This window comes from Streptococcus sp. oral taxon 071 str. 73H25AP, from assembly GCF_000146755.1.
Lineage (GTDB): Bacteria > Bacillota > Bacilli > Lactobacillales > Streptococcaceae > Streptococcus > Streptococcus oralis_T.
On sequence record NZ_GL397254.1, the window covers coordinates 162,211 to 185,060 of the forward strand.

At 41.1% G+C, this 22,850-nt stretch carries 23 protein-coding genes and 2 pseudogenes; 18 read left to right on the plus strand and 7 right to left on the minus strand.

The window, feature by feature from the left end; all coding sequences use genetic code 11:
• The coding region (locus HMPREF9189_RS03030) for a MucBP domain-containing protein (RefSeq protein ID WP_000296063.1) at positions 1 to 914 on the plus strand (914 nt) is incomplete at its 5' end.
• A 4-nt stretch (positions 915 to 918) separates the two neighbouring features.
• Here the strand turns inward: HMPREF9189_RS03030 and HMPREF9189_RS12210 are convergent.
• Positions 919 to 2,448, minus strand: a pseudogene (locus HMPREF9189_RS12210) (IS1182 family transposase).
• 5 nt (positions 2,449 to 2,453) lie between these two features.
• Between HMPREF9189_RS12210 and HMPREF9189_RS12475 the strand changes: the two are divergent.
• The 12 genes and pseudogenes from HMPREF9189_RS12475 (at position 2,454) to dnaJ (ending at position 14,786) form a co-directional block, all read left to right on the plus strand.
• Positions 2,454 to 2,656 (plus strand): annotated as a pseudogene (locus HMPREF9189_RS12475) (hypothetical protein).
• 254 nt (positions 2,657 to 2,910) lie between these two features.
• Positions 2,911 to 3,522, plus strand: coding sequence for a TetR/AcrR family transcriptional regulator (locus HMPREF9189_RS03050; protein ID WP_000712306.1), 612 nt, complete (start codon positions 2,911 to 2,913; stop codon positions 3,520 to 3,522).
• 18 nt (positions 3,523 to 3,540) lie between these two features.
• Positions 3,541 to 5,307 carry an ABC transporter ATP-binding protein gene (locus HMPREF9189_RS03055; RefSeq protein WP_000730543.1) on the plus strand — a complete coding sequence of 589 codons (1,767 nt, stop codon included), beginning with the start codon at positions 3,541 to 3,543 and terminating at the stop codon, positions 5,305 to 5,307.
• The gene (locus HMPREF9189_RS03060; RefSeq protein WP_000932116.1) at positions 5,300 to 7,045 is read left to right on the plus strand and encodes an ABC transporter ATP-binding protein; all 1,746 of its coding nucleotides are present in this window, start codon (positions 5,300 to 5,302) and stop codon (positions 7,043 to 7,045) included. Before HMPREF9189_RS03055 ends, HMPREF9189_RS03060 begins: the two co-directional genes overlap by 8 nt.
• A gap of 310 nt (positions 7,046 to 7,355) precedes the next feature.
• The gene (locus HMPREF9189_RS03065) at positions 7,356 to 7,676 is read left to right on the plus strand and encodes a PadR family transcriptional regulator (protein ID WP_000423981.1); all 321 of its coding nucleotides are present in this window, start codon (positions 7,356 to 7,358) and stop codon (positions 7,674 to 7,676) included.
• Complete coding sequence (locus tag HMPREF9189_RS03070) at positions 7,676 to 8,251, plus strand: DUF2812 domain-containing protein (protein ID WP_000412257.1); 576 nt, start codon at positions 7,676 to 7,678, stop codon at positions 8,249 to 8,251. The genes HMPREF9189_RS03065 and HMPREF9189_RS03070 overlap by 1 nt, the downstream gene beginning before the upstream one ends.
• Before the next feature lie 34 nt (positions 8,252 to 8,285).
• Positions 8,286 to 8,798 carry a DUF2812 domain-containing protein gene (locus tag HMPREF9189_RS03075; RefSeq protein WP_001086359.1) on the plus strand — a complete coding sequence of 171 codons (513 nt, stop codon included), beginning with the start codon at positions 8,286 to 8,288 and terminating at the stop codon, positions 8,796 to 8,798.
• A 160-nt stretch (positions 8,799 to 8,958) separates the two neighbouring features.
• Entirely contained in the window at positions 8,959 to 9,993 is a 1,035-nt protein-coding gene (gene hrcA / locus HMPREF9189_RS03080) for a heat-inducible transcriptional repressor HrcA (RefSeq protein WP_000255783.1), read from the plus strand.
• A gap of 26 nt (positions 9,994 to 10,019) precedes the next feature.
• Positions 10,020 to 10,523: a nucleotide exchange factor GrpE gene (grpE, locus tag HMPREF9189_RS03085; RefSeq protein ID WP_000046055.1), complete on the plus strand. Its 504-nt coding sequence runs from the start codon at positions 10,020 to 10,022 to the stop codon at positions 10,521 to 10,523.
• A gap of 255 nt (positions 10,524 to 10,778) precedes the next feature.
• Positions 10,779 to 12,605, plus strand: a complete 1,827-nt coding sequence (gene dnaK / locus HMPREF9189_RS03090) for a molecular chaperone DnaK (RefSeq protein ID WP_000034656.1) — start codon at positions 10,779 to 10,781, stop codon at positions 12,603 to 12,605.
• 215 nt (positions 12,606 to 12,820) lie between these two features.
• Positions 12,821 to 13,453, plus strand: coding sequence for a DJ-1/PfpI family protein (locus HMPREF9189_RS03095; protein WP_000756338.1), 633 nt, complete (start codon positions 12,821 to 12,823; stop codon positions 13,451 to 13,453).
• A gap of 196 nt (positions 13,454 to 13,649) precedes the next feature.
• Positions 13,650 to 14,786 (plus strand): molecular chaperone DnaJ, encoded by a 1,137-nt coding sequence (gene dnaJ, locus HMPREF9189_RS03100; protein ID WP_001066318.1) that lies wholly within the window; start codon positions 13,650 to 13,652, stop codon positions 14,784 to 14,786.
• 79 nt (positions 14,787 to 14,865) lie between these two features.
• On the opposite strand, the gene HMPREF9189_RS03105 is transcribed toward dnaJ, so the two are convergent.
• The 3 genes from HMPREF9189_RS03105 to HMPREF9189_RS03115 form a co-directional block, all read right to left on the minus strand.
• Positions 14,866 to 15,525: a hypothetical protein gene (locus tag HMPREF9189_RS03105; protein WP_000865426.1), complete on the minus strand. Its 660-nt coding sequence runs from the start codon at positions 15,523 to 15,525 to the stop codon at positions 14,866 to 14,868.
• 63 nt (positions 15,526 to 15,588) lie between these two features.
• Positions 15,589 to 15,867, minus strand: a complete 279-nt coding sequence (locus HMPREF9189_RS03110) for a hypothetical protein (protein ID WP_000777742.1) — start codon at positions 15,865 to 15,867, stop codon at positions 15,589 to 15,591.
• A gap of 9 nt (positions 15,868 to 15,876) precedes the next feature.
• Positions 15,877 to 16,287: an HIT family protein gene (locus tag HMPREF9189_RS03115; RefSeq protein ID WP_001278312.1), complete on the minus strand. Its 411-nt coding sequence runs from the start codon at positions 16,285 to 16,287 to the stop codon at positions 15,877 to 15,879.
• Between the two features lie 67 nt (positions 16,288 to 16,354).
• On the opposite strand from HMPREF9189_RS03115, the gene HMPREF9189_RS03120 reads away from it, so the two are divergent.
• Positions 16,355 to 17,086 carry an ABC transporter ATP-binding protein gene (locus HMPREF9189_RS03120; RefSeq protein ID WP_000889936.1) on the plus strand — a complete coding sequence of 244 codons (732 nt, stop codon included), beginning with the start codon at positions 16,355 to 16,357 and terminating at the stop codon, positions 17,084 to 17,086.
• Positions 17,083 to 18,132, plus strand: a complete 1,050-nt coding sequence (locus HMPREF9189_RS03125) for an ABC transporter permease (protein ID WP_000653803.1) — start codon at positions 17,083 to 17,085, stop codon at positions 18,130 to 18,132. The genes HMPREF9189_RS03120 and HMPREF9189_RS03125 overlap by 4 nt, the downstream gene beginning before the upstream one ends.
• A gap of 59 nt (positions 18,133 to 18,191) precedes the next feature.
• On the opposite strand, the gene HMPREF9189_RS03130 is transcribed toward HMPREF9189_RS03125, so the two are convergent.
• On the minus strand, positions 18,192 to 18,521 hold the full coding sequence (locus HMPREF9189_RS03130) for a hypothetical protein (protein ID WP_000132577.1): 330 nt from the start codon (positions 18,519 to 18,521) through the stop codon (positions 18,192 to 18,194).
• Between the two features lie 278 nt (positions 18,522 to 18,799).
• On the opposite strand from HMPREF9189_RS03130, the gene HMPREF9189_RS03135 reads away from it, so the two are divergent.
• From HMPREF9189_RS03135 to HMPREF9189_RS03145, 3 genes are read left to right on the plus strand one after another with little or no spacing between them, the layout of a single operon-like run.
• The gene (locus HMPREF9189_RS03135) at positions 18,800 to 19,138 is read left to right on the plus strand and encodes a LytTR family DNA-binding domain-containing protein (protein ID WP_001106571.1); all 339 of its coding nucleotides are present in this window, start codon (positions 18,800 to 18,802) and stop codon (positions 19,136 to 19,138) included.
• 4 nt (positions 19,139 to 19,142) lie between these two features.
• Positions 19,143 to 19,880: a LytTR family DNA-binding domain-containing protein gene (locus tag HMPREF9189_RS03140; RefSeq protein ID WP_001219130.1), complete on the plus strand. Its 738-nt coding sequence runs from the start codon at positions 19,143 to 19,145 to the stop codon at positions 19,878 to 19,880.
• Positions 19,881 to 19,893: 13 nt separating this feature from the next.
• Positions 19,894 to 21,234, plus strand: coding sequence for a sensor histidine kinase (locus tag HMPREF9189_RS03145; RefSeq protein WP_001017631.1), 1,341 nt, complete (start codon positions 19,894 to 19,896; stop codon positions 21,232 to 21,234).
• A 42-nt stretch (positions 21,235 to 21,276) separates the two neighbouring features.
• Here HMPREF9189_RS03145 and blpC read toward each other — a convergent pair whose 3' ends face one another.
• Both blpC and HMPREF9189_RS03155 read right to left on the minus strand, forming a co-directional pair.
• Positions 21,277 to 21,432, minus strand: a complete 156-nt coding sequence (blpC, locus tag HMPREF9189_RS03150) for a quorum-sensing system pheromone BlpC (RefSeq protein WP_000360258.1) — start codon at positions 21,430 to 21,432, stop codon at positions 21,277 to 21,279.
• Positions 21,433 to 21,488: 56 nt separating this feature from the next.
• Positions 21,489 to 22,850: a bacteriocin secretion accessory protein gene (locus HMPREF9189_RS03155; RefSeq protein ID WP_001069096.1), complete on the minus strand. Its 1,362-nt coding sequence runs from the start codon at positions 22,848 to 22,850 to the stop codon at positions 21,489 to 21,491.

The following is a 22,850-nucleotide window of genomic DNA, read 5'->3' on the forward strand; positions in this document are numbered from 1 at the left end:
CCCCAGCTCCAACTGTACGTCCAATTACTTCTTTTGTAGATACTAAGGGGAATACATTAATTCCAAGCGAAGATGGCGAACAACCTAAGAAAGACATTCCAGGTTACCGCTTCGTAGAGACTAAGAAACTTCCAAACGGCGACACTGAACATGTCTACGAAAAAGTGAAGACCAGTCACAAGGATAAGGAAGGAAACGACATTCCAGGATATCCAAGTGAAGATGGGGAACAACCTAAGAAAGATATTCCAGGTTACCGCTTCGTAGAGACTAAGAAACTTCCAAATGGAGATACAGAGCACATCTACGAAAAAGTTAAGACAAGTCATAAGGATAAAGACGGAAATGAAATTCCAAACTATCCAACAGAAGATGGGGAACAACCTAAGAAAGATATCCCAGGCTACCGCTTCGTAGAGACTAAGAAACTTCCAAATGGAGATACAGAGCACATCTACGAAAAAGTTAAGACATCATTCAAGGATAAAGAAGGAAACGAGATTCCAAACTATCCAACAGAAGACGGCGAACAACCTAAGAAAGACATTCCAGGTTATCGCTTCGTAGAGACTAAGAAACTTCCAAACGGCGACACTGAACATGTCTACGAAAAAGTTAAGACCAGTCACAAGGATAAGGAAGGCAACGACATTCCAGGATATCCAAGTGAAGATGGCGAACAACCTAAGAAAGACATTCCAGGCTACCGCTTCGTAGAGACTAAGAAACTTCCAAACGGCGACACTGAACATGTCTACGAAAAAGTTGTTACTGCCCCTCAACAAAAACCGACTAAAGCAACCAAAGAATTACCTAATACTGGTACAGAAGATCACTCTAGCCTAGCAGCTCTTGGACTTCTTGGAGTATTGAGCGGATTTGGTCTTGTGGCACGCAAGAAAAAAGAAGACTAATGTTTTAATCATTAAAGATTAAACAAAGGAATTCAATTTCATAAATGAAAACCCAACTAATCAAGCGATTAGTTGGGTTTTTTAGGAGGTTATTGGCCATAAGTACCAATCCCATGTCAATTCTTACTTGACGTTTGCCTCTTAGATTACATCTCTTGTAACCCAAACAAGCCTTTATCTGCCCAAAGACAGGTTCCACATCAATCTTGCGTTGAGCGAAAATCTGTCTACCTTCAGGAGATAAAAGCGCCTGACATTCTTTAGCTTTCAAGTGTTGATAACGTTCGTTGATATATAGTCCCTTTGGAGGGGCTATTTCAGGTTCATCAGCGGAATAAACCTTGATTTCCTGTTGAAAGTCCGTCTGTGTTTTCTGATGTTTGATATGATGAAAACGATAGCACCAGCCATCAGGATGTATATAGCTATCCTCCTTGTTATCATAGTGCCAATTCGCTAAGTTTCTAGCCGACTGTTTATACCCTTTCTTCTGTTCCTGATCAAACATGGCATATTTAATCAGATGCTTCACCTCCTTTTCATCTAAACGAAGAAGGTTCTCTTCACTTCCATATCCAGCATCTGCGACAACTGTCTTTAGGTCATGCGGATAGGTTTCAAGTAAGGGGAGAAGAGTCTTGGTGTCTGTCGGATTTGAGAAGACATCATAGTGAAGCACAAATTGATTTTCAGTAGCGATTTGAAGATTATAAGCAGCCTTGAGTTGTCCATTTCTCATATGATCCTCCTTCATCCGCATAAAAGTGGCATCTGGATCTGTTTTGGAAAAGCTGTTACGACCTTCAAATGTCTCCTGATAGCTCTCAAATTTTTAGCACGTACTGAAAAATCCTCCTTGACTTTACGCAAAACTTTCTTGAGTTTACGACGCTGGGTTTTACGTTCATCCTTCCCTTTAACGGATGTCTCCTCCATGTCTTGGTTCCGTTTTTCCAATTCTTCTTCAAGGATTTGAGCGAATGCAAGCAACTGCTCTGAGGAGATAGGCTCTTGTGTATCCAGTTCGATAGCTTGATGGATCAGGGGAGTGATTTCTTCTTGAAAATAGACCTGTATCTGTTCTTGAAGTTTTGGCGGAAAACTTGTCTGTCGCTTTCTTCCAAACAAAACTATACTTGTTGGCGTTGGCTTCAATCTTAGTCCCGTCAATAAACAGACAATCTAAGGTCACTAACTCTTCCATTTTTAAACGAAGATTGAGGTCGATGAAAAGATCACGAATGAGTTCTTCCATCCCTTTAGCGACTCGAAATCGATTGATGGTGCGGTAGCTGACAAGCAACTGTCCTGTTAGGTATTGCATAGCGAGATTTTCAATCATCATTTTTTCAATTTTTCGTCCAGAGAAAATCCCTTGTGAATAGGCAAATAGTAGAGTAGCTACAAGCATTTTAGGGTGATAAGACGGGCGACCGAAGGTATGATAGAAAGCCTGGAAGTGACGATCCTCCAAGGCATTCACCACTTTTTCAATGGTAAAGACAAGATGATCTTGTGGCAAGAAAGAATGGATTTCTAGTGGTAAAGTCGTTTGATTTGTGTTATAGTGAATATGCGTGGGATAGCCTTTCTAAATGGTTTATTGAGCAATTCTATTTTAGCAAGACTGTCGCAATCATGCAAAAAGCAACGGCAAATCCGTTGCTTTTTTTGTAGCAAAGGGACTATTGTCCCAGACTCCTCAATTGTTTTTGGATCGTCGAGCAAGACGCAGTGGTTGAGTGGGCTCTACTACGCTGATTTCATCAGCTTTTACAGCCCTACTCAACTGTGCGGAGGCGGGACGACGAAATCGAATTCTAACGAATTACCGATTTCTGTCCCACTCTCTTTTGTCATGTTTACAAGAGGATAAGGTATAGAACTAGACCGATGAAAATATTTTTCGGCCTTTTTTTGTTTTTCCTTGACAGTTAAATTGTCAGAATTTATAATAAAAGAAGAAAGGCGATAACGGTGTTATCGAATTAAAATCATGAAAAAAGAAACAGATGAGTTAAACGAAAAAATCTTGGAAAGCGCAAGGAGTGAGTTCTTGGTTTATGGCTATCAGGATGCTTCACTGCGGAGAATTTGTCGCGCTGCTGGCTTGACGACTGGGGCTCTTTATAAGCGCTATGAGAGTAAGGACAGTCTCTTTACTGCTCTGCTTGAGCCTACTCTGACAGCCTTAGACCAGTATGGACAAGATCAGAAGCGACGTGACTATGCTTTTCTAGAAGAGGGACACCTGTCTGACATGTGGGCACATCGCTTAGAGGATCTCCAGTCCCTGATGCGGATTCTCTATAAGTATAAGGATATTATGCAGCTCTTGCTCTTTAAATCTCAGGGTTCTTCGCAAGCGGACTTCAGGATGCGTCTGCCTCATTTGGCTGCTAACGAGACTTATCGTTATTTGGAGCTGGCTTACAAAGAGGGGAAAATCAATCATTTGGTCAAACACGAGTTTCTGCGATCGTGCATGACAGCTTATTACACAGCTGTATTTGAGCCCTTGGCTCAAGACTGGCCCCAAGAGCAGGCGCTGGAATTTTGCCATTCCATCATGGACTTGTTTGACTGGGGAGGTTTGCTTGGTTTTTGATAGAAAGAAGGAAATTCTATGAAGAAAAAATCTGTTCTTGCTTGGATCTGGGACTTTGTTTCCCTTCATAAGATATATTTTGTGCTCAGTCTAATCTTTGCCTTTGCCTCTGTGATTTCAGGATTTCTGCCTTATTTCTTTATTGGCGGAATGATTAATCAGCTCTTGGCTGGCAATAAAAACTGGGATTTCTACCTGCAAGAGTCGGCTTGGGTGGCTCTGGCTTGGATTGGCTACTGGGGATTTCACGGTATTTCCACCATGCTGTCACATACGGCAACTTTTAAGATTCTAGCAGAAATGCGGCACCGCTTGACAGATAAGCTAGCAAGGTTGCCTTTAGGTATAGTGCTTAGTCAGTCATCAGGCAGCTATAAAAACATTATCGTTGAGAGGGTGGATGCGACCGAAACGACCTTGGCTCACCTAATTCCAGAGTTTACTGCTGGGATTTTTGGTCCGATTATTGTTCTCATTGCCATGCTGGTTATCGATTGGCGGCTGACCTTGCTGTCTCTCCTGACTATTCCCGTCGTGGCGCTGGCATATATACGAATGGTTGCTAATAGCGAAACTGACTATCAAAATACTCTGGTCAAGACCAAAAAACTCAATGATACAGCGGTGGAATACATCAATGGGATTGAGGTTATCAAGGTTTTTGGCAAGGAAAAATTTTCTTACGATAAGTTTGTGACGGCTGCTAGAGAAGGAGCAGATTGCTTTATTGAGTGGATGCACAAGTTCAATCTGGAGATGGGCATTGTGACTGCATTTCTGCCATCAGGCTTGCTCTTTCTGCTGCCGGCTGGCTGTTATTTCTATCTGCAAGGTAGCTTGACTGCCAGCAATTTCATTCTGATGATTATTCTTTCGCTCAGTCTTCTGACTCCTCTGATTTTAGTGGCTAGTTACATGGACGATTTACGGAAAATCGGGACTATTTTTGGCCAAGTCATTGATATTTTGGAAAAGCCTGATTTGAAAAGACCTCAGGATTTGCGAGAACTTCCAAAAGGAAGGGATCTGGTCATGACGAATGTCAGCTTTGGTTATACAAATGAAGAGGAGGTGCTACATGGAATTTCGTTAGATATTAAGACTGGTAGCATCAATGCTTTAGTTGGGCCATCTGGCTCAGGTAAGTCTACAATTGCCAAGCTTCTAGCTTCTTTCTGGGATGTCACTTCTGGCCAGATTACTTATGGTGGCTTGGACATTCGCCAGCTTCCGCTAGACTATTACAGCCGGCAGATTGCTTACGTGACCCAGGATAATTACCTCTTTGATGAGACTATTATGGAAAATATCCGGATGGGAAATCCAGCAGCTTCTGATGAAGATGTCATCGAGATTGCCCGTCGCTGTGGCTGTTATGACTTTATCATGAACTTGGAAAATGGCTTTGAGACTCAGGTAGGCTCTGGCGGTGGTCATCTATCTGGTGGGGAGCGTCAGCGGATTGCCATCGCCCGTGCCATGCTTAAGGATGCGCCGATTCTTATCTTGGATGAAGCGACTGCTTATACAGATCCGGAAAATGAAGCACGGATTCAGTCCAGTCTAGCTCGTCTGATTGAGGGACGGACCTTGATTGTCATTGCCCACAGGCTGTCTACGATTATGAGTGCAGACCAGATAGTCCTGGTCAATGATGGTCGGATTGAAGCTAGGGGTCGGCATGAAGAGTTGCTGGCAGCTAGTCCGCTTTATGCTTCCATGTGGCGGACCCATATTGCTACCAGGGATAGTGGTGAGATGGAAGGAGGGCTGACCCATGCTTAATATACTGAAGAAATTCTTTGATTTTTGTACGGCAGAGGACCGTAAGAAATTTTATCAGTCCATTTATCTGGGCATCATCAAGTCCTTTATCATCGCTCTGCGTATCCCAGCAATCGGCCTAGTTCTTATGGGACTGATTGAGAAGAATCTCTCTATGCAGACCTTCTGGCTGGCTCTAGGAATCATGCTGGTATCCACTGTGCTAAACGTTTGGATTACCCTGAAAATCACCATGCTGCAGACGGAAGCGGGCTATCACACTTGTGCTCAGAAGCGGATTGAAATTGCCGAGCACATGCGCTATCTACCCATGGGTTACTTTAATCAAAATAGCTTGGGCAAGATTACCAGTGTTACAACTAATACGCTGGAAGGACTGTCTGATGTAGCTACCAGAGTGGTTATGATGACTGTGCAGGGCTTTCTGACGACTGGTCTCATCACTATTTTGGTCTTTCTATATGATTGGCGGGTTGGTCTGGTTCTCTTGGTGGGTCTCATTCTCTTTCTCCTGCCTAATACCCTCATGCGTTGGCAAGTTGGTAAGGTTTCTGATGACAAGTATCAGGCAGATACGGACCTAGTAGCTGTTGTTTTGGAGTATAGCCAAGGGATTGCTGAAGTTAAGAACTACAATCTGGTCAACCGTTCTGCTAAGAAGCTGTCCAAGGCTATTGAAGGCAAGAGTCAGCTAGATACCAAAATGACACTCGTGACCTCACCTTACATTGCCCTCCAGGGCATAGTGACCAAGCTGACCGGTCTCTTTATGGGGCTTTTCTCTATCTATTTTTATCTCAATGGCAGTATGGAACTGCTGGTAACCATTATGATGATTGTCAGTGGTTTTATGATTTATGAAAATCTAGACGGCGTTGGCTCTTTCTCTTCTCTCCTTCGCATTGTTGATCTGTCGGTTGATATGGTCAATCAAGTCTTGGCTATCCAGCCGATGGACATCAGTGGTCAGGACATTGAACCTAAGAGCAGCCAGATTGAGCTGAGAGATGTTGGCTTCTCTTATGGAAATAAGAAAATTATTGACCAGGTTTCCCTCACCATTCCCGAAAAAACAACAACTGCCTTGGTCGGACCTTCTGGCTCTGGCAAAACAACGCTCTGCTACCTCATCGCCCGCTTCTGGGATGTGGATCAAGGCAGTATCAGTCTGGACGGACATGATGTTAGAGATTACAGCTATGACAGCCTGATTCGTAATTTCAGCTTTGTCTTCCAAAGCGTCTATCTCTTTGAGGATACCATTGCCAATAACATTCGTTTTGGGAAGCCAGAGGCCAGTCAGGAAGAAGTGATAGAGGCTGCTAAGAAAGCTGCCTGTCATGACTTTATCCTCTCACTGCCTGATGGCTATGATACCAAGATCGGTGAAGGAGGTGCTAGTCTTTCTGGAGGTGAGCGTCAGCGCATTTCCATCGCACGGGCTATTATCAAGGATGCGCCTATTATCATTCTGGATGAAGCAACAGCCAATGTTGACCCAGAAAACGAAGAAGCCCTCATGCAGGCTATTCGGGCTCTGACTCGAGATAAGACCATTATCATGATTGCCCACCGACTCAAGACGGTTGAGCATGCAGACCAGATTCTAGTGTTGGATCAAGGCCGCATTGTCGAGCAAGGAAAACATCAAGACTTACTAGCCAAACAAGGTATCTATAGTAAGTTTATCCAAGAAAGAAAAACAGCTACCAGCTGGAGGATAGATACGGAAAGTTAAAGAAATATCTTTGCTAACAGGAGATTTGCGTCGTCCCACCTCCGCACAGTTGAGTAGGGCTGTAAAAGCTGATGAAATCAGCGTAGTAGAGCCCACTCAACCACTGCGTCTTGCTCGACGATCCAAAAACAATTGAGGAGGCTGGGACAATAGTCCCTTATCTCCAAAAAAAGCAACGGTTTTGTGCCGTTGCTTTTTTGTGGCAAAGAGACTTTTGTCCCAGATCTTTTTTCTTGTGTTTTATATCGAACTGTGATATAGTTTATATAACGAGGTGCGATATATCGAATTAAATAGGAGGTGTGATTAAATGGAATTAACAGATAAAATCAGGCGTGTTTACCTTCCAATGACGGAAACAGGTTTTTATATCTTGTTTTGTCTACAGAAGGAGAACCATGGATATGGTATCACACAAAAGGTCAAGGAGATGACAGATTCGCAAGTTTCGATTAGTCCTGGAACTATGTATGGTACCTTGTCAAAGATGGAAAAGGATGGTTTGATTTCCTTTGTCCGCGAAGAGGAAAAACGGAAAATCTATCAGATAACAGATTTGGGACGAAAGGTTTTGGAGATTGAATTGAAACGTATTGAGCGGCTCTACAGAAACAGTCGGGAGGAAGGTTGATGGAAAAGAAAATTGTTTACCGAATTTTTACCATTGCGGATTATGATAGAGAGGCTTTATATCTTAGAAAAATGCATGCTAAGGGCTGGAAACTTAGGAAAGTAAGCTATTCTATCTTATTGTTTGCAGTTAAGTATACCTTTGAAAAGTGTCACCCTGAGCAAGTGTCTTATCAGTTGGATTTTTATCCCATGAAAAAATCAGAGAGAGCTTCCTATTTACAACTGTTTAAAGATTGTGGATGGGAGCATATTACAGACTTTAATGGTTTTTCCTACTTTAGAAAGGTTCTTTCTAACATTGAGTCGGATGCAGAGTTTGAAATTTATAATGATGCGACCGGGAAGTTAGCTATGATCAAGCGGATTTTAATAATGCGAATGTTCCCTATTTTGCTTCTATTTTCAGCTCTGCTATTGGTTTTCTCAAAGTTACTCACTGGAAAAGGTTATTTCAGTTGGGAAGTATTTTTGATTTTCATAATAGATTGGGTTTTATTGATCGTTTTTGCGATTCAGATTTCTTATATTTTTTGGAGATTGTTTCAAAAGTGGAAAGAATTATCTGATAAATGAAGCAATACCTGTTTTCTAATCTGGAGGTAAGACAATGAATAGCAAAGTACAATTTAGGATTTTCACCATTGTTGATTTGGACAAGGAGGAAGAATATTTACATGAGATGCACTTGAAAGGTTGGAGATATAGAACTAACCGTTTTGGTTTTTTCTATTTTGAACAATGCCAACCTGACGATGTCATCTACCATATCTATGATTCTAGATTTCTTAAAAAGTATAAGCATGAACTACAAGATTTTAGAAATAGCGGTTGGGAATTGATAGAAACAGGTTTTTGTTCAATTCTTCGTAAACCAACTTCTGATATACTTTCAGAGGAGAAAGTCTATATGAGTAATGGTCTCAGATGGGAAGTTATGCGGTCTAGACTTCGTTCCTGTATAGCCACTTTTTCAGGTGGTCTTGTTGTTTGCATGAGTTTGTATCGAGAAAATTTGTCTCGGTCTTTCTTTATTATTTTCTTGTTATACGCTTGTTTAATTTCTTATCTGATCTATGGATATTACAGACTTAAAAGGAAATACCAAGCAGATGAGAAGTAAGATTCTAGGTCTTTAGACTGATTTTTAGCACTCTTGACAAAAGAGTGCTAATTTTTTAAGTTTTTGTCTTGACATTCTCTTCTAAGGGTGTATAATAGAATCATGAGTTAGCACTTGGGTGTATCGAGTGCTAATTGATCAGACAGAGAGGAGTGATGAGATGGTTACAGAGCGTCAGCAGGATATTTTAAATCTGATTATTGACATCTTTACCAAAACGCACGAACCTGTCGGATCCAAGGCGCTACAAGAGTCTATCAGCTCTAGCAGTGCAACCATTCGTAATGACATGGCGGCTCTAGAAAAGCAAGGTTTGCTTGAGAAAGCTCATACTTCAAGTGGTCGGATGCCAAGTGTCGCGGGGTTTCAGTACTATGTGAAACACTCACTGGATTTTGACAGACTGGCTGAAAATGAGGTATACGAGATTGTCAAAGCCTTTGATCAGGAATTCTTCAAACTGGAGGATATTCTGCAAGAGGCTGCTAATTTACTAACAGACTTGAGTGGCTGTACGGTAGTGGCTCTAGATGTTGAACCAAGTAGACAGCGCCTGACGGCTTTCGATATTGTCGTTCTAGGACAACACACTGCTCTTGCAGTTTTCACCCTAGACGAGTCTCGAACGGTTACCAGTCAGTTTTTGATTCCAAGGAATTTCTTGCAGGAAGACTTGCTGAAACTGAAGAGCATCATTCAGGAACGTTTCTTGGAACACACTGTTCTAGATATTCACTACAAGATTCGGACGGAGATCCCACAGATTATCCAGCGTTACTTTACAACAACAGACAATGTCATGGATCTCTTTGAACACATTTTTAAAGAAATGTTCAACGAAAACATTGTAGTGTCGGGCAAGGTCAATCTCTTGAATTTTGCCAATCTAGCGGCCTATCAGTTCTTTGACCAACCGCAAAAGGTGGCTTTGGAGATTCGTGAGGGTCTGCATGAAGATCAGATGCAAAATGTCCGTGTTGCGGACAGTCAGGAGTCTTGTCTAGCAAACTTGGCGGTGATTAGCAGTAAATTCCTCATTCCTTATCGAGGTTTTGGAATTCTAGCGATTATCGGTCCAGTCAACCTGGATTACCAGCAATTGGTCAACCAAGTCAATGTGGTCAATCGTGTTTTGACCATGAAGTTGACAGATTTTTATCGCTATCTCAGCAGTAATCATTACGAAGTAAATTAAAATTGTAATTATTAAAGGAGGCGAAAATGGCCCAAGATAAAAAAATCGAAGAAATGAAAGAAGAGGAAGTTGTGGAAACAACTCCTGAGAAGTCTGAGTTGGACTTGGCAAATGAACGTGCGGATGAGTTCGAAAACAAATACCTTCGCGCTCATGCAGAAATGCAGAATATTCAACGTCGTGCGAATGAAGAGCGTCAAAACTTGCAACGTTACCGTAGCCAGGACCTAGCAAAAGCAATCTTACCGTCGCTTGACAACTTAGAACGTGCACTAGCAGTTGAAGGTTTGACAGACGACGTCAAAAAAGGATTGGAGATGGTGCAAGAGAGCTTGATTCACGCTTTGAAAGAAGAAGGAATCGAAGAAATCGCAGCTGACGGCGAATTTGACCATAACTATCACATGGCCATCCAAACTCTCCCAGCAGACGATGAACATCCAGCAGATACCATCGCCCAAGTCTTTCAAAAAGGCTACAAACTCCATGACCGCATTCTACGCCCAGCCATGGTGGTAGTCTATAACTAGGCAATAGAGTTTAAAAATTTTGTCCGAAATGACAATAAACTATGAAAGAAAGATAAAAAAGTAGTTCAGCTTTGCAATAGTGAGCGAAGCGAACCAAAGGCGATACTCTTCGCCGTGGCGTTATTTACGCAAACTTTAAGACCTTAGGCTCAAAGTTTAGTCAAAGAGATTGACGAAGTCAAGCTCTGACAGCGCCGCCATCTAAGAAGAGTATCAAAAAGAAAAATAGAATATAAAATTTAAGGAGAAAAACACATGTCTAAAATTATCGGTATTGACTTAGGTACAACAAACTCAGCAGTAGCAGTTCTTGAAGGAACTGAAAGCAAAATCATCGCAAATCCAGAAGGAAACCGCACAACTCCATCTGTAGTTTCATTCAAAAACGGTGAAATCATCGTTGGTGATGCCGCAAAACGTCAAGCAGTTACAAACCCAGATACAGTTATCTCTATCAAATCTAAGATGGGAACTTCTGAAAAAGTTTCTGCTAACGGAAAAGAATATACTCCACAAGAAATCTCAGCTATGATCCTTCAATACTTGAAAGGTTACGCTGAAGATTACCTTGGTGAAAAAGTAACTAAAGCTGTTATCACAGTACCTGCTTACTTCAATGATGCACAACGCCAAGCTACAAAAGACGCTGGTAAAATCGCTGGTCTTGAAGTAGAACGTATTGTCAACGAACCAACTGCAGCAGCTCTTGCTTATGGTTTGGACAAGACTGACAAAGAAGAAAAAATCTTGGTATTTGACCTTGGTGGTGGTACATTCGACGTATCTATCCTTGAATTGGGTGACGGTGTCTTCGATGTATTGGCGACTGCAGGGGATAACAAACTCGGTGGTGACGACTTTGACCAAAAAATCATCAATCACATGATTGCAGAATTCAAGAAAGAAAATGGTATTGACTTGTCTACTGACAAGATGGCTCTTCAACGTTTGAAAGATGCGGCTGAAAAAGCGAAGAAAGACCTTTCTGGTGTAACTTCAACTCAAATCAGCTTGCCATTCATCACTGCTGGTGAAGCTGGACCTCTTCACTTGGAAATGACTTTGACTCGTGCGAAATTCGATGACTTGACTCGTGACCTTGTAGAACGTACAAAAGTCCCAGTTCGTCAAGCCCTTTCAGATGCAGGTTTGAGCTTGTCAGAAATCGACGAAGTTATCCTTGTTGGTGGTTCAACTCGTATCCCAGCCGTTGTAGAAGCTGTTAAGGCTGAAACTGGTAAAGAACCAAATAAATCAGTAAACCCTGATGAAGTTGTTGCTATGGGTGCTGCGATCCAAGGTGGTGTCATTACTGGTGATGTCAAAGACGTTGTCCTTCTTGACGTAACACCGTTGTCACTTGGTATCGAAACAATGGGTGGCGTCTTCACAAAACTGATCGACCGCAACACAACGATTCCAACATCCAAATCACAAGTCTTCTCAACTGCAGCAGACAACCAACCAGCCGTTGATATCCACGTTCTTCAAGGTGAACGCCCAATGGCAGCAGATAACAAGACTCTTGGACGCTTCCAATTGACTGATATCCCAGCTGCACCTCGTGGTATCCCACAAATCGAAGTAACATTTGACATCGACAAGAACGGTATCGTATCTGTTAAGGCAAAAGATCTTGGAACTCAAAAAGAACAAACTATTGTTATCCAATCAAACTCAGGTTTGACTGATGAAGAAATCGACCGCATGATGAAAGATGCAGAAGCAAACGCTGAAGCAGATAAGAAACGTAAGGAAGAAGTAGATCTTCGTAACGAAGTTGACCAAGCCATCTTTGCGACTGAAAAGACAATCAAGGAAACTGAAGGTAAAGGCTTTGACGCAGAACGCGATGCTGCACAAGCTGCCCTTGATGACCTTAAGAAAGCGCAAGAAGACAACAACTTGGATGATATGAAGGCAAAACTCGAAACATTGAACGAAAAAGCTCAAGCCCTTGCAGTGAAACTCTATGAACAAGCTGCATCACAACATGCACACACAGAAAGTCAAGGCGCTGAAAATGCAAGCTCAAGCAAGGCTGACGATGACGTCGTAGACGGAGAGTTTACGGAAAAATAAGATGCAAAGCCCTTTAAAACCTCACAGTGAAAATAGGAAATCTGACGCAGAAACTTTAGTTTCTAGGAAGATTTGTCTTTTTCACCAAGAGGTTAGGGAGTGCTCGATTTAGCATTACTAGTTTGATTTTTAAAACTCGAACGTCGTAATGATAAGAAGAAATCCAGAGGTTGCAACCCAGCCTCTGTTTTTCGGTAAAATAGAGGATGTTGCGTATGAAAAAAGTACTTTGTATCATTTATCCTAATTTTTCTCTTTATGAGATAACCGCTTTAACAAGTACTTTAGCTCTGCCTTTTGACATCACGATTGATTATGTTGCTTCAGATTATTCGATAGTTATATCTGAGGATGGCTTACCTTGTCAACCTACAAAAACATTGGATCAAATCTGTATAGAAGAGTATTCTTGTATCATTTTACCAGGAATGGTAAATATAGGGCCTGCTCTACAGGATGAAAAATTAAATTCTTTTTTGAGAGAACTCGGTGAGCAGGATATCTTAATTACAGCAATTTCTTCTGCGCCCATTTTGTTAGCGAAAGCTGGCTTGTTGAATGACACGAAATTTACTGGTGGGATTTGGCAAAACTTCTTTGACTATTTTGAATTTCTTCCTCAGGAAAATTTCAAAGCAAAAGCTGTCCTGCAAGATAAAAATATCATTACTGCTATTGGCTTTGCACATCAAGAGTTTGCAAGAAAAGTGATACTTGGTCTAGGTTTGGCAGAAAATACTGACAACTATTTTAAAGAACAGAACGAATATTCAGAAGAGGACTTGATTTTTACTCTATCGGATAAAGAGTTTGATGAAGTGAAGCAGAGTATAGAAAATACACTCTAATGATTTACTTATAAACTATAGAAAGGAATAAGGGTGTTCGTAACTGAACATGGGTTCCAGAAATTCTGATTCAATATAAAAGAAAGGAATTGAACCCGACCTAAATTCTTGGAAAAAAGAGAAATCTGTCTAGGAGCATCGCTCCAGCGTCAGATTTCCTATTTTTCAGTCGAATTTTACGGTCTTGGTATCTTGTATGAACAATACTGAATTTTATGATCGTCTGGGGGTGTCAAAAAACGCTTCGGCAGACGAGATCAAAAAGGCTTATCGTAAGCTTTCTAAAAAATATCACCCAGATATCAACAAGGAGCCTGGTGCTGAGGAAAAATACAAGGAAGTTCAAGAAGCCTATGAGACTTTGAGTGACGACCAAAAGCGTGCAGCCTACGACCAATATGGGGCTGCGGGTGCCAACGGTGGCTTTGGTGGTGCTGGCGGTTTCGGTGGCTTTGACGGAGCAAGTGGCTTCGGTGGTTTTGAGGATATTTTCTCAAGTTTCTTCGGTGGAGGCGGAGCTTCGCGCAATCCAAACGCTCCTCGTCAAGGGGATGATCTCCAGTATCGTGTGAACTTGACCTTTGAAGAAGCTATCTTCGGAACAGAAAAGGAAGTTAAGTACAACCGTGAAGCCAGCTGTCGTACATGTAATGGATCTGGTGCTAAGCCAGGGACAAGTCCAGTCACATGTGGACGCTGTCATGGTGCTGGTGTCATTAACGTCGATACGCAGACTCCTCTTGGTATGATGCGTCGCCAAGTAACCTGTGATGTCTGTCATGGTCGCGGAAAGGAAATCAAAGATCCATGTACAACTTGTCACGGAACAGGCCATGAAAAACAAGCTCATAGCGTACATGTGAAGATTCCTGCTGGTGTGGAAACAGGTCAACAAATCCGCCTAGCGGGTCAAGGTGAAGCAGGCTTTAACGGTGGACCTTACGGAGACTTGTACGTGGTGGTTTCAGTTGAAGCTAGTGATAAGTTTGAACGTGAAGGAACGACTATCTTCTACAATCTGAACCTCAACTTTGTCCAAGCAGCCCTTGGAGATACTGTGGAAATTCCAACCGTGCATGGCGATGTTGAATTGGTCATCCCAGAAGGAACTCAGACAGGCAAGAAATTCCGTCTACGTGGCAAGGGAGCACCGAGCCTTCGTGGAGGTGCCGTTGGTGATCAATATGTTACAGTCAATGTCGTGACTCCGACAGGCTTAAACGACCGCCAAAAAGCAGCTTTGAAGGAATTCGCAGCTGCAGGTGACTTGAAAGTCAATCCAAAGAAAAAAGGCTTCTTTGACCATATAAAAGATGCCTTTGAAGGAGAATAAAGTAAAAAGAGCCGATTGGCTCTTTTTTTGTATAATCTTGGGAAATTTAGTATCGAGAAATCATTCTCCAGTTAGTCTACTATTTATACTTTTGAGTGAGCAAGCCAGCTGCATCCATCTCCTGAATGAGTTGCTTGATTTCCGCTTCCTTGCCAGGCTTAATGGTAATAGTATCAATGTGTTTGATTGCCGAGTTATCTTGAATATCCACTAAGGTCAAAGCTTTTTCATAGAATGCAATTCCCTTTTTAAGATTTTCCTGATCTTTCCAATTTAGAATTGTGTAAGAAGAATTTGATTTCTTTCCTTTTTCTTGGAAATACTTCTCACTTTCCTTTTCTAAAAATTGTATTAAACCATGATTGAACAAGTTGTCTCCTACCTTATAGTATGAAATATCCCCTGCCTGTAGGACATAGACTTCCAGTCGGTTTTTGGTGAGTTTTGGACTTTCTTTTAGGACGGGGTGACTATTGATAACCTCATCTGAGAAAGTAACATAGAAATTTAAGCCTCCACCCTCGAATTGATACCTTCCATTTGATTCTACTTTCTCAGGAGGCATGTCAAGAGAGATAAATATTTGTTTTAAGGATTCATTTCCTTTTTGGATGTCACTCGGTGAGGCCTTGAAAAGATTCATCAGTAGTAGAAATGCTAGAGCCGTCAGAAGGCAGAGACAGCCACAAGGGATCGCGATGACCTTCGCTAGAACTTTTAAAAACTGTTTCACTTTCATTCCCTCCCTTTTCTGTTCGAATCTAGTAACCCAAAAAGGATTTAAGGAAACTTGGAGGCTCTCTTATTCTTGTTTTTCTTCTTGGAGGACCGCCATTCTAGTTTGAAAATCCTTTTCCAAGACTTTGAATTTATAGGTTAAATCTTTTTGGTATTCCTTGATAAGGGATTTTTGTTGGTCGATGATTTGTAGGCTGTTTTGGATGATATCCAAATCATCTTTGATAGCTTCGACGCGGTCAGTTGTATCTAGCACTTCATCCTGAATGGCTTGGCGATTTTTCACGACAAAATAACTTCCAGCTGCAGCTCCTGCAAATAGCAATAGATTGGATAGTTTCATGGCAACTCCTTAAGCATTTTTAATGGTTTCAGCGACTTGGGCGAGTTTGTCAAAGTCTGGTTCGTGGGCGATAAAGTCAATCTTAAGGTCATCTTCTGCACTGTAGCGAGGTACGAGGTGCACGTGTGTATGAAAGACCGTTTGACCCGCGACTTCCTCGCAGTTGGCGATGATATTCATACCAGCAGCTTTGGTAGCTTTCATAACTTTTTGAGCTACTAGTGGCACTTGGGCAAAGAGTTGGCTGGCACTTGCTGCATCCATCTCCAAAAGATTGCGATAATGTTCTTTTGGTACGACTAACGTGTGTCCAGGCGTTACTTGAGAGATATCAAGAAAGGCAAGAACTTGCTCATCCTCGTATACTTTTGAAGCAGGAATCTCCCCTGCGATGATCTTACAAAAAATGCAATCTGACATAAAATCCACCTCTACTGTATTGAATTTTGATATAATATAGCTACATTATACCAGATTCGGAGAAAATATGTTAGAAATTAAAAACCTGACAGGAGGCTATGTTCACGTCCCTGTCTTGAAAGATGTGTCCTTTACAGTTGAAAGTGGGCAGTTGGTTGGTTTGATTGGTCTTAACGGTGCTGGAAAATCAACGACTATCAATGAGATTATCGGTCTTTTGACGCCTTATAGTGGGGAAATTAAGATTAATGGTTTGACCCTGCGAGAGGATGCGACCAACTACCGCAAACAGATTGGCTACATCCCAGAAACGCCTAGCTTGTATGAGGAATTGACCCTCAGAGAGCATATCGAGACGGTTGCCATGGCCTATGGTATTGAGCAAAAAGTCGCTTTTGAGCGAGTAGAACCTTTGCTAAAGATGTTTCGTCTGGATCAAAAATTAGACTGGTTTCCTGTTCATTTCTCCAAAGGGATGAAGCAGAAGGTCATGATTATCTGTGCTTTTGTCGTAGATCCGAGTCTTTTCATCGTTGATGAGCCTTTCCTTGGGCTCGATCCGCTGGCCATTTCTGACTTGATTCAGCTTTTGGAAGTAGAAAAGCAAAAAGGCAAGTCCATCCTCATGAGTACCCATGTGCTGGATTCGGCGGAAAAGATGTGTGACGCCTTTGTTATCCTCCACAAGGGAGAGGTGCGGGCTCAGGGGAACCTCCAGCAACTCCGCGAGGCTTTTGATATGCCCGAGGCTAGCTTGAACGACATTTACTTGGCTCTAACTAAAGAGGGGGACCTATGAAAGACTTGTTTTTAAGGAGAAAGCAGGCTTTTCGTAAGGAGTGTGTCGGTTATCTGCGTTATGTTCTCAATGACCACTTTGTCTTATTCCTGCTGGTTCTCATCGGTTTTTTAGCCTACCAGTACAGTCAACTCTTGCAAGATTTTCCTGAAAATCATTGGCCCATCCTCTTGTTTTTGGGAATTGTATCTACCTTGCTTTTGGCTTGGGGAGGGATTGCCACTTGTATGGAGGCACCTGACAAGCTCTTTCTCTTAGTCAGTGAAGAAGAGGTTAAGTCCCATCTCAAAGAGCAGACGGTACGCTCACTGGTCTTTTGGCTCTTTGTCCAAACCCTTTTCTTGCTTTTATTTGCGCCCTTATTTTTAGCCATGGGCTATGGCTTGCCAGTCTTTCTTGCCTATGTGCTTTTATTAGGAGCTGGGAAATACCTAGTCTTTCGTCAAAAAGCCAGCAAATTTTTCACTGAAACTGGACTGGACTGGGACTATGTGATTGCCCAAGAAAGCAAGCGCAAGCAAGTCTTGCTTCGTTTCTTTGCTCTCTTTACTCAGGTCAAGGGCGTTTCAAATAGTGTCAAGCGTCGGGCCTATCTGGACTTTATCCTAAAGGCTGTTCAAAAGGTACCTGGCAAGATCTGGCAAAACCTCTACCTTCGTTCTTACCTGCGAAATGGAGATCTCTTTGCTCTCAGTTTGCGCCTCTTGCTCCTATCCTTGCTAGCTCTAGTCTTTATCGAGCAAGCTTGGATAGCGACAGCAGTGGTGGTTCTATTTAACTACCTCTTGCTCTTCCAATTGCTAGCCCTCTATCACGCCTTTGACTACCAATACTTGACCCAGCTCTTTCCATTAGAAAAAGGGGAGAAAGAGAAAGGACTACAGGCAGTTATCCGAGGATTGACAGGTTTTGTTTTATTAGTTCAACTGATAGTTGGTTTGATTACCCTCCAAGAAAAACTAGCCCTTCTAGCCCTGCTTGGAGCTGGACTGGTTTTACAAGTCTTGTATTTGCCTTATCAGGTAAAACGTCAGATGCAAGACTAACATTGCTTAAACAATACAAAAAGAAGTTGAGTTCAGTCTGTCTCAGCTTCTTTTATTTTCTACAAGATAATAGTTGGTCCGTAGAGACTTAGCTTGGTTTTGACTTGGTCAAAGTGGAAACGGTCATAGGCCCGCCAAGCGGCGCGAGTAGGAGCATCTGGATTGAGAGCGCTGAGTCCCATGAGAAGACTGGAAGTCTGGTAAAATTTTTCCAGTTCAATCAAGAATCGATTATCCACTGTCTCAGTTTTAGAGAGAAAGTCAAGGATATTGTCCAGCTGCTCCTGAAAGCGGACATCGTCAGCTGTTGCCTGTTTGCAGACTTGGTAGGCTTTGTTTAAGTCAGTAATCAAAGTATGAGCTCTTTTAATAGGGTCTGTATCTGTCATGAGAATGCCTCCTTTGTGATGGTTCTAAAGCTGTTTCAAGTGATTGTCTTTCTATAATCATAGCTTATCACTTTTAATTCTTTTTTTATCTTCAAATCTTTAATTGTCATTGAAATTTCCTGAATGGTTATTGCAGGATTTTATGATAAAATAATTGTAAGATTATCATAGCCATTTTGCGAATGATTCGACACTTTAGGAATTTTTGAGAACCGTTTAGGATTTGGTGAAAAATAGTTTCTAGATTTATGCTATCCTCTTTTTAGGAGGTTTTATCCATGAACTACATTATCATCCAAAAAGAGAAAGAAATTTTCAAATTAAACATAGAGGATATCTACTATATCCAAACGCATCCAAGCAAAGCCCATACCGTGCAGATTGTTACAGAAAACGCTAGCTTTGATCTATTTCAAAATTTAAGCAATCTTGAGAAACAATATGGAGAAACCTTGACGAGATGTCATCGAAATTGTCTGGTTAACCTTGAACGGCTAAAATCCATGGATATCCAAAGAAAGACTCTTTTTCTTGGAGAAGAAGGTCGATATGCTGTTCAGTATGCCAGACGTCGCTATAGAGATATTCGCCAAAGATGGTTGAAACAAGGAGAGTAAGAAGATGAGAATATTTGTTTTAGAAGATGATTTCTCCCAACAGACTAGGATTGAAACGACGATTGAGAAACTCTTGAAAGAACATCATATCATTCCCAGCTCTTTTGAAGTCTTTGGCAAGCCAGACCAACTTCTGGCAGAGATGCATGAGAAGGGAGCACATCAGCTATTCTTTTTGGACATTGAGATTCGAAATGAGGAGATGAAAGGCCTAGAAGTGGCAAGAAAGATTCGGGATCGAGATCCTTATGCCCTGATCGTCTTTGTGACGACTCACTCGGAGTTTATGCCCCTGTCCTTTCGCTGCCAAGTGTCTGCTTTGGACTACATTGATAAGTCCTTGTCGGCGGAGGAGTTTGAGTCTCGTATCGAGACAGCTCTTCTCTATGCCGATAGTCAAGACAGCAAAAGCCTGGCGGAAGATTGCTTTTACTTTAAATCAAAATTTGCTCAATTCCAGTATCCTTTTAAAGAGGTTTACTATCTCGAAACGTCTCCTAGAGCCCATCGTGTTATTCTCTATACCAAGACGGATAGACTGGAATTTACGGCGAGCCTAGAGGAGGTTCTCAAGCAGGAGCCTCGTCTCTTGCAGTGTCATCGTTCTTTTCTCATCAATCCTGCAAATGTGGTGCATTTGGATAAGAAAGAAAAACTGCTTTTCTTTCCCAATGGTGGAAGTTGTCTAATCGCGCGTTATAAGGTTAGGGAAGTTTCTGAGGCTATCAATAATTTGCATTGAGCTAGGAGAATTTATGAATATTGCTTGGATATTATTGTATACACTTATTACTAATGGGCTAGAAATTGTCATTTTCTTTAAGGTAGATGGAATTGATCTTACTTTCGAGAGGATTTTTAAGGCCTTTCTTCTGAAATTTCTCCTAGGGGCCATTTTTGCGACTTTTCAATTTTTAGCTGTGAGTGAATATTTGTCATATTTTATAGAACCTTTGTTTGGCATAGGGTTATCTTTCTTATTGTTAAGAGGGCTTCCTAAAAAACTCCTTTTCTTTTATGGTCTCTTTCCAATGATATTGGTGAATCTCTTTTATAGAGGTGTTTCTTATTTTGTTCTTCCATTTTTGGGACAAGGGCAAGTATATGACAGTTATTCATTTATTTGGTTATGTATAATGATTTTCAATTTCTTCATTTCTCTAGTCTTTTTGAAATGGTTGGACTATGATTTTACTAGTTTGAGAAGGGAGATTCTAGATAAAGGTTTTCAAAAGTCTCTGACTAAAATTAACTGGATAATGGGAACCTACTATCTAGTTATGGAAACTCTGTCTTTCTTTGAATATGAACAAAGCATTCAATCAAAGATTGTTCGCCATCTGATCCTAGTGTTTTACATGCTCTTTTTTATGGGGGTTATCAAGAAGCTGGATACCTATTTGAAGGAAAAACTTCAGGAGAAACTGAACCAAGAGCAGACCTTGCGCTATAGAGATATTGAACGGTATAGTCGGCATATAGAGGAACTTTATAAGGAAGTTCGGAGCTTTCGTCATGATTATACCAACCTCTTGACCAGCTTACGCCTAGGTATTGAAGAGGAGGATATGGAGCAGATAAAAGAGATCTACGACTCCGTCTTGAAGGATTCTAGTGAAAAATTGCAGGACAACAAATATGACCTTGGTAGATTGGTGAATATTCGGGATCGTGCCCTCAAAAGTCTCCTCGCAGGAAAATTTATAAAAGTCAGAGAAAAGGATATTGTCTTTAATGTCGAAGTTCCTGAGGAGATTCAAGTTGAGGGGATGAGTCTACTTGATTTTCTAACCATTGTGTCTATCCTTTGTGACAATGCTATTGAAGCTAGTGAAGAGGCCAGTCAACCTCATGTTTCAATCGCCCTTTTTAAAAATGGGGCACAGGAGACCTTTATCATTGAAAACTCCATCAAAGAAGAGGACATAGATGTTTCTGAAATCTTCTCTTTTGGAGTTAGTTCTAAAGGGGAGGAGAGAGGAGTTGGTCTTTATACCGTTATGAAGATAGTGGAAAGTTATCCCAATGCTAGTCTCAATACTATCTGTCAAAATCAAGTCTTTCGTCAGATACTTACTATGATGCATACAGAATGATGAAAATAAGACCGAGAGTTCTTGTATCTCGATCTTATTTTTTTATAGTTGTATTGGCTGATGAAGTCCTTGTGTGATGTTATGAGAATATCTATTAACGCTATATAAGAAATTTTCCCACCATCCTCCACCTGTAATCTGGTTGAGTTCAGTAGTTGTTAGTTCTTGAAATGAAGTTAGGTTTTGATTCTTATCCATGTTACGATTCTCCTTTTTGATAAGATAATAAATAGTTCTAGAGTGTTATCTGAAAATTAATCAGAATGTGTTAAAATTTTATCTTTGAAATAATCAAAATATGTTTTCTTTGCAGTTACACTAGTGACGCGACCTTGTAGGCCATATTGGATGAGTTTACTATCCTCATTAGATAGTTTTGCAAGAGCGGTTAATTTAAAGAGATTGCCTTGCTCTGTTCTGGTGGGAGTTTGATCAATGCTCTGAAGTTGACCGATGATGGTAATGCCGTGATTTCCAATCTTCTCAAGTTTTAATCTTACAGTTTGTCCTTTATCTAGTAAGGGGAGATGGTCAGATGATACGTAGTAAGTGATTAGTACTTCTCTTGTATCTGTTATAATAGGGAATATTTGAGCAATTTCTGTACCAGTTGGAATTCTATTTTTACCTTCAAATTCGCTGTTCAGATGAATGATACCTTTACTTGGAGCGGTTAAGGTATTGTTTTCCAAACGCTGTGTCGCTTGATCTAGTTGTACTTTTAATTCTGTTAATTGATTCTCCACGGTTAGTTGTTGCTGAGAAGCTGTTTGTAAAAACTGAGTGCGGAGTACTTCAATTTTGGTTTCTAAACTATTATCATAAGTTGCTACACTTCCGATACCAGCTTGCTGAATTTTGAGGCTTGCGATAGATGATTCAAGATTTGCAATACTTTGATTGATTTGAGATAAAAATGGCTCCTCTGCAGTTCCCTGTGTTTGTCCTTGTGAGGCTACAAGATAACGATTCAAAATTGACTGGTGTGGATTGCTGGTTGGTAAGCGTGCCCTTTTATTTATGATAGCATCTCTCAGCTCCTGATATTCTCCAATTTGTTGTTGCACTTTTGTAATTTCTTGTTCGATGGCTGATGAACTGCTATTGGCAAGATTAGCTTGATTTGAAACCTCAGTGTTAGTCTTTGTGATACCCAGTTCAATATCATGGGATTGTTTAGTAAAATTCATAAAGGTATTATGGTAGCCAAACTCATCCTCGCCAGAAAAAAGATCAGTCGCTTTTTCTAAGCTTTGTTTCAAAATTCCAAGTCCTTCTTTTTGCTTCTCAAGTCTTTGTAATTGAGTTTCTAAGGCAGTTTTCTGACTTTCTTCCATTGTTTCAGAGTATTTGATGAGTAAGTCTCCTTTTTCAACTACTTGATTTGCCACTAAATGATTAGCAAGGATAGGATTGTCACTTGTTGACTGAATGGATGCAATGACACTTGTAGGGGTGATTTCTCCTTGGGAAGTAACAGTAATTTCTTTTGTGGCAACAAGGGAGAAAATCAAGATGAAAGTAAACAGTAATGAAAGTGGTATGATTAATACTGTCGCATAGTTATGGTAACGTCTCTGATAAAACTCGACGCTTCTAAAAAGATTAGGATTCAT